10 protein-coding genes are annotated in these 12,986 nt (G+C 43.7%); 9 read left to right on the top strand and 1 reads right to left on the bottom strand.

Annotation, left to right across the window (positions count from 1 at the left end; genetic code table 11):
- Positions 1–93: 93 nt before the first annotated feature.
- The 8 genes from HB679_RS04050 (at position 94) to HB679_RS04015 (ending at position 10,146) form a co-directional block, all read left to right on the top strand.
- On the top strand, positions 94–1,926 hold the full coding sequence (locus HB679_RS04050) for an ABC transporter ATP-binding protein (protein ID WP_214070651.1): 1,833 nt from the start codon (positions 94–96) through the stop codon (positions 1,924–1,926).
- Positions 1,927–2,007: 81 nt separating this feature from the next.
- Positions 2,008–2,895: a TIM barrel protein gene (locus HB679_RS04045; RefSeq protein WP_214071246.1), complete on the top strand. Its 888-nt coding sequence runs from the start codon at positions 2,008–2,010 to the stop codon at positions 2,893–2,895.
- 106 nt (positions 2,896–3,001) lie between these two features.
- Positions 3,002–4,276, top strand: coding sequence for an MFS transporter (locus tag HB679_RS04040; RefSeq protein WP_214070650.1), 1,275 nt, complete (start codon positions 3,002–3,004; stop codon positions 4,274–4,276).
- Between the two features lie 140 nt (positions 4,277–4,416).
- The gene (locus HB679_RS04035; RefSeq protein WP_214070649.1) at positions 4,417–5,751 is read left to right on the top strand and encodes an MFS transporter; all 1,335 of its coding nucleotides are present in this window, start codon (positions 4,417–4,419) and stop codon (positions 5,749–5,751) included.
- A 119-nt stretch (positions 5,752–5,870) separates the two neighbouring features.
- Positions 5,871–7,220 carry a S41 family peptidase gene (locus HB679_RS04030; RefSeq protein WP_214070648.1) on the top strand — a complete coding sequence of 450 codons (1,350 nt, stop codon included), beginning with the start codon at positions 5,871–5,873 and terminating at the stop codon, positions 7,218–7,220.
- 228 nt (positions 7,221–7,448) lie between these two features.
- A complete protein-coding gene (locus HB679_RS04025) occupies positions 7,449–8,750 on the top strand; it encodes an MFS transporter (RefSeq protein WP_214070647.1) in 1,302 nt (433 codons plus the stop codon).
- 12 nt (positions 8,751–8,762) lie between these two features.
- The gene (locus HB679_RS04020) at positions 8,763–9,491 is read left to right on the top strand and encodes a (Fe-S)-binding protein (protein WP_214070646.1); all 729 of its coding nucleotides are present in this window, start codon (positions 8,763–8,765) and stop codon (positions 9,489–9,491) included.
- A gap of 79 nt (positions 9,492–9,570) precedes the next feature.
- Positions 9,571–10,146 (top strand): DUF4468 domain-containing protein, encoded by a 576-nt coding sequence (locus HB679_RS04015; protein ID WP_214070645.1) that lies wholly within the window; start codon positions 9,571–9,573, stop codon positions 10,144–10,146.
- A 245-nt stretch (positions 10,147–10,391) separates the two neighbouring features.
- Here the strand turns inward: HB679_RS04015 and HB679_RS04010 are convergent, their stop codons facing one another.
- Entirely contained in the window at positions 10,392–12,629 is a 2,238-nt protein-coding gene (locus tag HB679_RS04010; protein WP_214070644.1) for a sugar-binding domain-containing protein, read from the bottom strand.
- 128 nt (positions 12,630–12,757) lie between these two features.
- Here HB679_RS04010 and HB679_RS04005 point away from each other — a divergent pair, with 128 nt between their 5' ends.
- Entirely contained in the window at positions 12,758–12,985 is a 228-nt protein-coding gene (locus tag HB679_RS04005) for a hypothetical protein (protein ID WP_214070643.1), read from the top strand.
- Position 12,986 lies beyond the last annotated feature (1 nt).

Raw genomic sequence — 12,986 nt, 5'->3', positions numbered from 1 at the left:
GAGTTAATGACTCCGGTCTATATTAATGTCATAAAGTAAATTGTTTGCCTACAGGTAGTTCAATCTTGATAACTTAGTCGTTTTTAACAACGGATGCCAAGAGACAATAACCCAGCTACAACCAAAATTACTTTAAAAGAACGATTGCGCGCCTTGCGTAATCTGCCGGCGTTTTTCAAGCTGGTTTGGCAGTCTGGTCCTGCTATGATGGCCGCCAATATCGCCCTGCGTTTTATTAAAGCGGCTATACCGTTTTTGTTGCTGTTAGTTGGCAAATTAATTATTGATCAGGTAGTACATCTTAACCGGACGCATGAATCATTGGCCGAGGCACATTTATGGAAGCTGGTAGGCCTGGAGTTTGTGTTGGCGATATTATCTGATGCGTTGACAAGGGTAATTTCGCTGATAGATAGCTTACTGGGCGATCTGTTTGCCAATCATACCTCTGTCAGGATCATGGAGCACGCTGCCATATTGGATCTTGACCAATTTGAGGACGCCATATTTTACGATAAACTGGAAAGAGCAAGGCAGCAAACTATCGGACGAACCATATTGCTCTCGCAGGTAATGAGTCAGGTGCAGGATTTTATTACCATAGGATTTTTAGCAGCCGGACTAATCGTATTTAATCCCTGGCTGATTGTTTTGCTGGTGATAGCTATACTGCCTGCATTTTTAGGCGAATCATACTTTAACGACAGAAGCTACGCACTAACCCGCGGTCAAACCCCACAACGCCGCGAACTGGATTATCTGCGTTACATAGGCGCCAGCGACGAGACGGCTAAAGAAATTAAAATGTTTAACCTATCAGGATTTATCATTGACCGGTTTAAGGTACTGTCTGATAAATTCTTTGTAGATAATAAACGCATAGCGGTTAAGCGTTCGGTCTGGGGTACTGGTTTTGCATTGTTGGGTAGTCTGGGCTATTATGGCGCCTACGTATTCATCATTAAGCGTACGGTTGACGGCGCACTAACTATAGGCGAGCTAACTTTTCTGGCAGGATCATTTCGTCAATTGCGGGCTTTGTTGGAAGGGATCTTGAACCGCTTCACTTCAGTATCGCAGGGAGCCATATTTTTGAGCGACTTTTTTGAGTTTTTTGACATCCAACCTAAAATTCATAATAATACAAAGCCAAGGCCTTTCCCTGATGTGATACAGCAGGGATTTACTTTTGAGAATGTAGGTTTCCGTTACCTGCATAGCGAACGATGGGCCAATCGCAATTTAAACTTCACCCTGCATCCCGGCGAAAAACTGGCTTTAGTAGGAGAGAATGGCGCCGGCAAAAGTACACTGGTTAAACTACTGGCCCGTTTGTATGACCCAACCGAAGGGCGCATTTTATTAGATGGTTACGATCTGCGCGAGTATGATCTGACTGAGGTACGTAAGCACATCGGCATTATTTTCCAGGATTTTTTGCGCTACCAAATGACGTTCTCGCAAAATATAGCTGCCGGTAACATCGAAGAAAAAGCTAACCAGGAACTAATTAAAATTGCGGCCCAACAAAGCCTGGCCGACCAATTGGCGCAGAAACTGCCGGGCGGCTACGACCAAATGTTAGGCAAGCGCTTTGCCGATGGTGTGGAACTATCGGGCGGCGAATGGCAAAAAGTAGCCATAGCCCGCGCTTATATGCGCAGTGCTCAACTGGTTATTCTGGATGAACCAACATCGGCACTGGATGCGCGCGCAGAGTTCCAGGTGTTTGAACGTTTTACAGAATTAACCGAAGGTAAAATGGCCGTGCTTATTTCGCACCGTTTCTCTACGGTACGCATGGCCGATAGAATTATCGTGCTTGACAAGGGTGAGATCGTTGAGGTTGGTAGTCACGATGACCTGTTGCTGAAAGAAGGTAGGTATGCCGAGTTGTTCCAATTGCAAGCAATGGGATACCAGTAACTGTATCCTGGGTATTTTGAAAAATCGTGAACTTGATCTATCTTGTCCGGTGAACCAATTTATTACCTAATAAACTATCTTATGTTAAATAGACGTTCTTTTGTAAAGGCATCGGCTGTAATTTCGGCAGCAGGGGTGTTGTCAAACTACAAAGCCTTCGCTTACGACAAAAAGTATATCGGCCTGCAACTCTACACCGTGCGCGATGCCATGGCTGCTGATCCTTTAGCCGCGCTGGCTAAAGTGGCAAAGGTTGGTTATAACTCGGTAGAAGGTGCGACTTACACCGGCGACGAAAAATTTTATGGTATGGAGCCGAAAGCTTTCAGCAAAGTTTTAAAACAAAACGGACTGGTGATGCTGAGCAGCCATTATCGCCTGGGCGAGGAGCAAGACAAAGGCAAGGACACAGTAGGAACAATTCTGCATGATTGGCAGAAAGCCGTTGATGACGCGGCCGAAGTGGGCCTGAAATATATGGTTTGCGCCTGGCTGGCAGACAGCGAGCGCGGTAACCTGGATCATTTCAAAAAACTGGCAGACTATTTAAACAAAGCCGGCGAAACCTGTAAAAAATCGGGCATCCAACTGAGTTATCATAACCACGATTTTGAGTTTAAGCAGGAGGACGGCAAATACCCTTACGAAACTATATTGGCCAATAGTGATAAGGACCTCGTAAAAATGGAAATGGACCTGTACTGGATTACCAAAGCCAATCAAGACCCAATTGCCCTGATCAATGAAAACCCGGGCAGGTTCCCGCTGTTTCATGTGAAGGATATGGATAAGACACCGGCGCGTAACTTTACAGAGGTAGGCAACGGTATTATCGACTTTAAAAACATATTTAAACATGCTGACAAAGCCGGCTTGAAGTATTTCTTCGTAGAGCAAGACCAAACACCCGGCGATCCGTTTAACAGCATTACGCAGAGTTATAATTATATTAAAAAGAACCTGGTTTAGGTTTGACGTTGTACGTGATACGTAGTACGTTTTGTAAATTACTGCCAATCCTGTATTTTAACATTTTGCATTCATAACGTACTACGTATAATGTCAAACGTACAACATGACAAAGTCATTAGGTAAACATTTCACGCAGGTTTTTAGCGGCTCGGTCGGTAATTTGATCGAGTGGTATGACTGGTATGTTTATTCGATCTTTTCGCTTTATTTTGCCGATACGTTTTTCCCGAAACAAGATCAAACTGCGCAGCTTTTTAATACCGCAGGCATATTTGCTATCGGCTTTTTAATGCGGCCTATAGGCGGTTGGCTCATGGGCGCTTATGCAGATAGAAAAGGCCGTAAAGCGGCGCTAACTTTATCAATTATTTTGATGAGCGGCGGCTCGCTCATTATCACTTGTGTGCCCGGGTATTCAACTATCGGCATAGCCGCTCCTTTGATATTAGTGCTGGCCCGCATGCTGCAAGGTTTAAGCGTAGGCGGCGAGTACGGCACCGCGGCAACCTACCTGAGCGAGATCGCTCCAAAAAACCGAAGGGGATTATATTCGAGTTTTCAATATGTTACTACTATTGTCGGCCAGTTAATTGCTTTGGGCATTTTATTGTTATTACAACGATGCCTGTTAACACCGGCACAACTAGCTACCTGGGGCTGGCGCATTCCATTTGGTATCGGCGCTTTGCTGGCTTTGTCGGCTGTTTACCTGCGCCGCAACATGACAGAGAGCGAGGCTTTCAGCACAGAGAAAATCGCAACGCAAAAACGCGGCAGCTTAAAAGAGTTGTATAAATACCGTAAGGAGTCGCTCATTATTGTGGGGTTTACCGTCGGGCTAACTATTACTTATTATACGCTCACTACTTATGTACAAAAGTTTTTGGTTAATACCTCGGGCTTTAGTAAAAGCGACTCGACGCTAATCATAGCCATTGCCCTGTTTATCTTCATGTTGGCACAGCCGTTAGCCGGTATGTTAGGCGATATCATGAATCGTAAACGCTTCATGATCATCGCGGTATCCTTAAGTGTTTTATCCGTGCCGGCAATGGTATTATTAGGGCAGACGCATAGTTTTTTCTGGGCGACAACCATTATCACAGTCGCGCTCGTTATCCTGAGTTTAAATACCTCCATATCGGCCATTGTAAAGGCCGAATTATTCCCGGTAAATATTAGGTCATTAGGCGTGGCTTTTCCCTACGCCATTACCGTGGCTATATTTGGCGGCACGGCTGAGTCGGTTGCGCTAGGTTTCAAAAAAGCCGGCTACCCTGATGGGTTTTACTGGTACCTGGCAGTTTGTGTGGGTATATCGTTGATTACGGTAATTTTTATGCCTGATATGAGCAAGCGTTCTAAGCTGGATGAATAGCCCCTCCTAAATCCTCCCCGGAAGGGAGGACTTCAATAATTAGTTTTAGACGGCTTATAAAGTCTCCCCAACCGGGGGAGATTTAGAGCGGGCCTACTCTTTTGTACTTGCCAAAAATTATATACTTTTAGGCAATCACAATGGAAGAAAAAAACAACAAAAAAACGATCTGGGCGTGGTGCATGTTCGATTGGGCCAACCAGTCGTACAACATGGTTATCACCTCGACAATTTTCCCCGCTTACTATGTAGGTATTACAACTAACACCAAATACGGTAAAAACATGGTTAGCTTTTTTGGGCACAAGTTTGTCAATACCGTATTGCAAAACTACATTTTAGCGGCATCATACCTGCTTATTGTGCTTTTGCTACCGATATTGACTTCGATAGCAGATTATCGCGGAGCAAAAAAACTATACCTGCAAATGTTTACCTGGCTGGGCGCATTAGCTTGCGCCGGCTTGTTCTTTTTAAAAGAAGGCGGGCCGATAGAGTGGGGTATGATCTGCTTTGGTTTAGCTACCATAGGTTATTGCGGCGGCTTTGTTTTCTACAACTCGTACCTGCCCCAAATTGCCACGCTCGATCAGCAGGATAACGTGAGCGCCAAAGGTTTCATTTACGGCTTTGCCGGCAGTATTGTGGTACAACTGGTTTGTTTGATAGGGGTGCTGTTCCATAGTACATTCGGGATAACTGAAGATATGGGTGCGCGCATCTCGTTTGTCATTGTGTTTGTGTGGTGGCTGGGCTTTGCTATTATCCCTTTCAAGATCTTGCCAAAGGGGCAGCCCAATGCAGGCTCTCACCAGTTCAATGTGTTTACCGGCGGGTTTAAAGAGCTGGCCAAAGTGCTCGGTAAGATCAAAAACATGCCTCTGGTAAAACGCTTTTTGCCTGCGTTTTTCTTTTACTCGGTAGGTGTGCAAACCATTATGCTGGTAGCCGCCGAATTTGCCGCGAAAGAATTACACATGAAGGACGACGATTTAATTACCATTATCCTGATCATTCAAGTAGTAGCTATCATAGGTGCCTGGCTTACCTCGCTGGCGTCAAACAAATTTGGTAACACCAGGGCATTGATTGTGCTGGTGATATTCTGGACCTTGACCTGTTTAAGTGTATACTACATAGCCAACCAAAATCAGTTTTACGTAGCTGCATTTGCCGTGGGTATAGTTATGGGCGGTGTGCAGTCTTTATCGCGCTCAACTTACGCTAAATTGCTGCCGGAAAACATCCCTGACACCGCATCTTATTTCAGCTTTTATGATGCTACCGAAAAGCTTTCTATTGTGGTGGGCCTTGCCGTTTTTGCTTTGGTAGAGGATTATACGCATGAAATGCGCGACTCAGCTTTAGCCTTAGACGTTTTCTTTGTAGTTGGCTTAGTATTATTGATTGTACTATTTGTAGCCGAAAAGAAAGCTAAGAATGCACGGTTAGCACCGCAGGCTGATTTGGTTTAATGATATACTTTATAGCGATGGGTTTAAAACCCATCGCTACATTTAAGGCCGTTACTGATAAGTAGCGGCTTTTTTTATATTTTTACGGGGCATTTAACCTTGCTCATAACCTAAACCCAATGAAAACGTCCTTTATTATCACATCAATTTGCTTACTGCTCATTTTTATTAATTGCAAACCCAATGCCTTACCGGGTATCGATGATAAAATCTCTGCCGACTCGCTTAAAGCTGATTTTAAAGAAATAACCTCGAACATAGAAACTAAAGTACCCACTCCGTTTTATCTATGTCCTAAAAGCACTTACGACTCCATCAAGCAAACCGTAGAAGCGTCACTAAACAAGCCGATGACCGTCATCGAGTTTTATCAAAAAGTGTCGCCCATGTTTATGTTATTAAAAGATGGGCATTTTCAATTTTTTCTGAGTAAAAAGCTGGTCGAAAACCTGGAGCAAAAAAATCCCGAACTCTATTTCCCCTTCACTGTTTTTATTGATCATGACAGGATTTTTGTCGATAGCTGTTTAAGATCCGATGCGACAATTAAAAAAGGAACTGAAATTCTTGCCATCAATACCGTGTCGTCAAAAGATATTTTAAATAAACTGCGCTACGGTGTCGCCCTGAAAAGCAATGAAGAGAATTATTTTGAAAGACGAAATGAGGACCGCTTTTACCGGAGTTTACTACAGGGGATGGGGTTCCGCAATAATTTCAGTGTAAAATTTGCCGGTAAAACCGTAGACACAAAAGGAGTTTCGGCTAAAGTAGTTGCCACACTTGATGATGACGGACATGATTTCAGCTATAAAATTGCTGAAGGAAAAGATGGTATTGCTTACCTGGGGATAAAAGACTTGCTGACCGAGAACCGGAAAAAGCTTGACTCTGGCCTGAAGATATTTTTTAAAGCCGTTAAACAGCAGCACGTTAACAAGCTGATTATTGATATCAGGAACAATTATGGTGGGAGCACAAAACTGGCAAGGGATGTTTTCGACTATATTACCGACAAAAAATACCTGATGGATACCGGCGAGGAATCGCTTCAAAATTCAAAGAAAATTTTCGAAATCGACACTGTGCCCAGCATCCCGAAGCCGATGGCCGATAAGTTTATGGGGAAAACTATCCTGTTAACCAATGTCCTTTGCTATTCAAGCGCCCACATGATGGCCAACACTTTTCAATATTATAAAATGGGCACCGTAATAGGCCAAATAAGTACCGAACCATTGTTTATTTCGGGCGAGATTCAGGAAGGAATTACTTCAAATACCCAAAGCCGGGCTTACTTTCCTACCACCAATTTTTACCTGCCGGGATATCAAAAAGATAAGGTGACGTACTTTGTGCCCGATTACCAGGTTTACCCTACCATTAAGGAGCGGGTTACCGGTAAAGATGCCGCTGTGGATCTTGCTATTAAAATGCTTGGTTCCAATCACCAGGCTAAAACCAGGTAGCGATAGGTTTGAATCGCGCCCATTCGAAGATTTAAAAGCAGTTTGTCATCCTGAACGTAGTGAAGGATCTTATAAAAGTGATAGGCAAAAACCTGGCAAACTGCTAAATTCTAGACGTATAAGATTCTTCGCTGTCGCTCAGAATGACAAATTAATTTTTAGAAACACTCATGGTTTGAACCCACCGCTATATTTAATACTTTAGCTTACTATTTCACTCATCACTCATTGGAAAAGAACGATAAAAAAACCATTCGCGCCTGGGCCATGTTCGACTGGGCCAACTCGGCTTATAACCTGGTTATTACCTCGACAATATTCCCTGCTTATTACGTGGCCATTACCGCCAATAAAGCAACAGGTGATAGGGTAATGTTTTTCGGAAAAAGCTTTGTCAATACGGCGCTGTCAGATTATGCGCTGGCAGCAGCATATTTGATAGTGGCTATTTTGTTGCCGATACTGACCTCTATAGCCGATTACCAGGGCAATAAAAAGATCTTTATGAAATGCTTTACCTGGCTGGGTGCATTATCATGCGGGTGCCTGTTCTTTTTTAAACTGAGCAGTCTGGAGTTTGGTATCATCTGTTTCGCGCTGGCGGCTATTGGCTATACCGGAGGCTTTGTTTTTTATAACTCTTATCTGCCGGAAATAGCTACGGTGGATATGCAGGATAAAGTAAGTGCCAAGGGTTTTACTTATGGTTATGTCGGTAGCGTGATACTGCAGATCATCTGTTTTGTATTTGTATTGTTCCCTAAGGTATTTGGTTTAACCGCCAGCAGTTCGGCGCAGTTATCATTCTTATTAGTGGGCGTATGGTGGATAGGCTTTGCTTATATCCCGTTTACGGTATTACCTAAAGGCAGCCCCAACGCACAAGGGCATCATCATAACATTATTAAAGGTGGCTTTATAGAACTGGGCAAGGTTTGGCAACAGGTTAAAAATATGCCTTTATTAAAACGTTATTTACCGGCTTTCTTTTTTTATTCGATGGGGGTACAAACCATTATGTTAGTAGCGGCTAGTTTTGGTGCCAAGATCCTGCATCTGCCTACAGCAAACTTGATTACTGTTGTATTGATCATTCAATTGGTGGCTATTGTAGGCGCTAATTTAATGTCGCGGTTATCTGAAAGCTACGGGAATGTATTGGTGTTGGCTGTAGTAGTTTTTGTGTGGATATTAGCCTGCGTGGGCGCTTATTTTACTACCAATGCTTTTCAGTTTTATATTTTGGCGGGGGTAGTAGGTATGATTATGGGCGGCATACAGTCTTTATCCCGTTCAACTTATTCTAAATATTTACCGCAGGATATCCCGGATACGGCATCATTTTTTAGTTTTTACGACGTTACCGAAAAGTTGGCCATTGTGGGCGGTATGTTCAGCTTTGGTTTTATTGAAGAACTGACCGGCAACATGCGCAACAGTGCCCTGATGTTGTGTATTTTCTTTATCATCGGGCTGGTTTTACTGATTGCTTTGTACAAAGAGGAGCGGAAAATTCAAAAAAAAGTGTGAGATTAGCAGCGCATGAAGACTGAGCTTTTTATTCCTTGTTTTATAGATCAACTTTTCCCTGAAACAGCCTTTAATACAGTTAAGTTATTAGAAAAAGCGGGCTGTGTAGTTGATTATAACCCGGAGCAAACCTGTTGCGGTCAGCCGGCTTTTAATGCAGGTTTTTGGGATGATGCTAAAGCAGTGGGGCGTAAGTTTCTGGATGGTTTTTCTGACGATAGTGTTATCGTCTCACCATCAGCATCATGCACAGGCATGGTGAAAAATTACTATAATGATCTGTTTACCAATACCGTAGTGCATAACAAATGCCGTACGGTGCAGGGCAACATTTATGAGCTGTCAGACTTCCTGGTAAACATCCTGCAATTTGATTATTTCGGCGCCGAGTTAGAGGGCCGTGCCGTTTATCATGACAGCTGTGCTGCGTTACGCGAATGCCATATCAAAGCCGAACCCCGTCAGCTATTATCTAAAGTATTAGGACTGGAGTTAGTTGATCTGCCTCAAGGCGATGTTTGCTGCGGTTTTGGCGGTACGTTTTCGGTTAAATTTGATGCTATTTCGAGCGCCATGGCGCAGCAAAAGGTAGATAATGCGATAGCTGTAGGTGCAGAATATATCATTTCGACAGATGCGTCATGCCTGCTACAGTTGCAAGGTTATATCGACAAAAATGAACTGCCCATTAAATGTATGCACCTGGCCGATGTGCTGGCGCATGGCTGGGGCAACATATAACATTCTTTATTAATTTTCGTTATTTTAACACGCTGTCTGTAAAGCGTATAAGTATTATTACAAACCTAATTGATCAGTTATGAGAAAATTATTTTTACTAGTATTTGTTTTGATAAGCCAGGTTACATTTGCTCAAAAAACGGTTAAGCCGGCTCCAAGTGTTCCGATGGTAAATAATGAGATTGTTTATGAAGAAGATTATACTGTTTCGGGCCACTCGCAAGCCCAGTTTTTCCATAATGCAGAAGCCTGGTTTGTAAAACGTTATAACAGTAGCGAAGAAATTGAAAGTAAAGACGCTGCAACGGGAAAAGTACTTGGAAACGGGATAGAAACCCTGATTTTTAAAGGCCCCATGGGAATGGACGTGCCTTGCAAAATAAAAATGAAGATTGAGATAGTAAGTAAAGACAGCGGCTATAAAGTAAAGATTTACAACATAGTATACGGTTACCAGGCAGAACCAACCGATGAGCGGACATTCTTCTCTGCCGAGGATCTTTCAAAGTACGTTACCACTGGCAAAAATCCTAAAAACGAGCAAGGCATTAATATAGTGCCGTTAACTAAGAAACGCTCTATCAAAGCGCTTGAGGGCTTAACGCCGTTTGTTAATAACATACTGGCGTCTATCAACCAAACCATGAAAGAATAGGATAGCATTTGATAACAATTTTATTGTTGCACCAAGCTTCTAATGCTGATCTAGGTGAAACAAAAAAATACTTAAAAGTCATTTTTACTGTTTCATTCTGTTTCACTTAACTTTCTCAATAATCTAATTATTAAATACTTATATCAAGTATCTGTTTCACGTGTTTCATTTATTGCACACGCACATGAAACAAAACAGGCGGATAACTCATCGTTACCCGCCTGTTGCTTTTAGTATTATTCAGACTATAGCTTGCTATTGCTTAAGATCGCAATACCAGCGTCGATATACTGCCCGCCTTGTGTTTGTTTACAGTGAACTGCTATCACATTTTTGCCATTAGCTTTGATAGCCGCTTTGCCTGCTGCATTGATTGGCACCACGGTATAAGCAGAGCTATATCCGCTAATATCAGCGGCTTTAATACCATTGATGTATACTTCGCAATCCTCGTCGTGATGGATGTAAAGCACCAGCTTATCGCGTTCGGCTACCGATAGGTTGCCCACGTTAAAGTCCTGGCGAATCCAGATGTTGTCAGTGTTCCAGATAGTCTTGATGTTACCGCCTGGCGTACCACGGGTACCAAAGCCTGCTTGTCCTGATTTCCATGAAGCGCCACTGAATGAGGTCTTATACCAATCACCTGTAGGCTCGTCAGTAGTATACTTCCAAACCCTTGATTCTCTTTGTGATGATGGCAATACATCCCTGATATACAGGTTGTCATGAATGGCTTTATAGTTTGATGCATAGATCTTGTCGGCATCGCCTTTAACCACCTCACGGTCGTAGGTAATTAAGCCATTCAACTCCACCTCAACATCGGTGATCTCAGTATAAACCGCCGCGCTCAGGCCATTATTTGTTTTGTATAAGGTAAGATCGTTAGCGAACTTGTCGTATAGGTCAAGGTAGTCTTTCTTGTTGTTAATCATGATGTAGGTATCGCCAACCTTCCAGGTATGCCCCGGGATGATATAGCCTATACCGCCGTACTCGCCACAAGCCAAAGCCTGTGTCTTACTAAACGGAACGCCCGGCGGCGGGTAGCTGTGGATATCCAGCAGATCTCCCACACCATGATGGTCGCCACCGCTGGCTTGGTTAATCAGGCGTGACGGATCAAGCTTACGCACCATGCTCACCAAACCTGCGGTATTGTGCTGAGCCTGACCTTCATTAAAGATCACCCAGTTAATGATAGATGGTGAGTTCCAGTGGGTTTTGATCAGGCGGGTTAACTCTGATCTGAACTCTGCGGTATCAACAGGTGGCACATGCTCCGTGTACGAGTTAGGCGACGGCATATCCTGCCAAACCATCAGGCCAAGCTTGTCTGCCCAATAATACCAGCGGTAAGGTTCATATTTGATATGCTTGCGCACCATGTTAAAGCCGAACTTCTTGATCATCTCCAAATCAGACTTTAAGGCTGCGTCGGTAGGGGCAGTGTAGCCGCCATCAGGCCAGAAGCCCTGATCAAGGGGACCTAGTTCAAATAAGAACTTGTTATTTAGATATAGCTTCTTGAAACCACCGTCTTGCTCTACAGAGATCTTGCGCATACCAAAGTAGCTGGTCAGCTTGTCGGTAGCTACGCCACCTTTATTTAGGGTGATGTCCAAATCATACAAGAACGGGCTATCCGGCGACCATAGTTTTGGATGAGCCACCACAATGCTGGTCTCCACATTTGGCTTGATAGACACGGTCTTAACTACATTGTTACCATCTCTCACTTTAACTGATACCATCGCACCGGCTGCGTTGCCCGTAGCATTTACCGTAAGCTTAACAGCCGATTTATCCAAATCAGGAACGATCTTAATATCGCTAATGCTGGTTGTAGCAACCGGCTCTAACCAAACCGTTTGCCAGATACCGGTAACCGAGGTATACATAATACCTTGCGGGTTCAGGGTTTGCTTGCCGCGTGGCTGGCCACCCAGATCGGTAGGATCATAAACCCGTACAGTCAGCTCCTGCGGACCTGATTTGGTTAACGCGCTGGTAACGTTGTATGAGAATGGGTCATAGCCACCTTTGTGAATACCCAGGCTCTTGCCGTTTACGTATACTTCAGACTCCCAATCAATAGCGCCAAAATGCAGGATCACTTGTTTACCTTTCCAGGCAGCGGGCACCGTAAATGTGCGACGGTACCAAAGGCGATCATGATGTTCTCTTACACCCGATAAGGCTGACTCAACAGGGAATGGTACCAGAATGGTTTTATCCAGGTTGCCCTTAGGTAATGTTTCCCCTGTAGCACCGGGCTGGTATTGCCATAGGCCGTTCAGGTTCAACCATTCTTTACGCACCATTTGCGGGCGTGGGTATTCGGGTAGAACATGGTTAGGGTCGACATCCTTGGCGAATTTACTCATCAGCGGTGCCTGCTTCGGCGACCAGCTCTGAGCTTGCGTAGCTAACGATGATCCTGCGCAAGCAAGCAGGATAAACAGTTTTCTTATATTCATATTAAATAGATTGATTAGCAATTAGGTTTGCGCGGCTAAAGTATAAATTATAGCAATGGGTTTCAAACCCATCGCTATGAAAAGTCACAACCATTATTGTTTGGCAGATGTTTTGCTAAATCATGATTATGCAAAATTATAATGCAAGTGGCCATGATGCTGGTGTTGTCGCTTACGAGATAGCAACAGACAGCATTAGCGTTAAGTTCAGAGATGGATCGGTATATCTATATACTAATAAAAGCGCCGGACCTGCCGCTATTGCCGAGATGAAAATGCTTGCTAAAAGAGGCGAGGGGTTGACCACTTACATCAACCAACATGTAAGAGATCATTATCAAGAAAAGCTCAAATAAG

The organism is Mucilaginibacter sp. dw_454 (genome assembly GCF_018449775.1).
Lineage (GTDB): Bacteria > Bacteroidota > Bacteroidia > Sphingobacteriales > Sphingobacteriaceae > Mucilaginibacter.
Note: the sequence above shows the minus strand (reverse complement) of the source record. Positions and strands in the feature narration are given on the sequence as shown.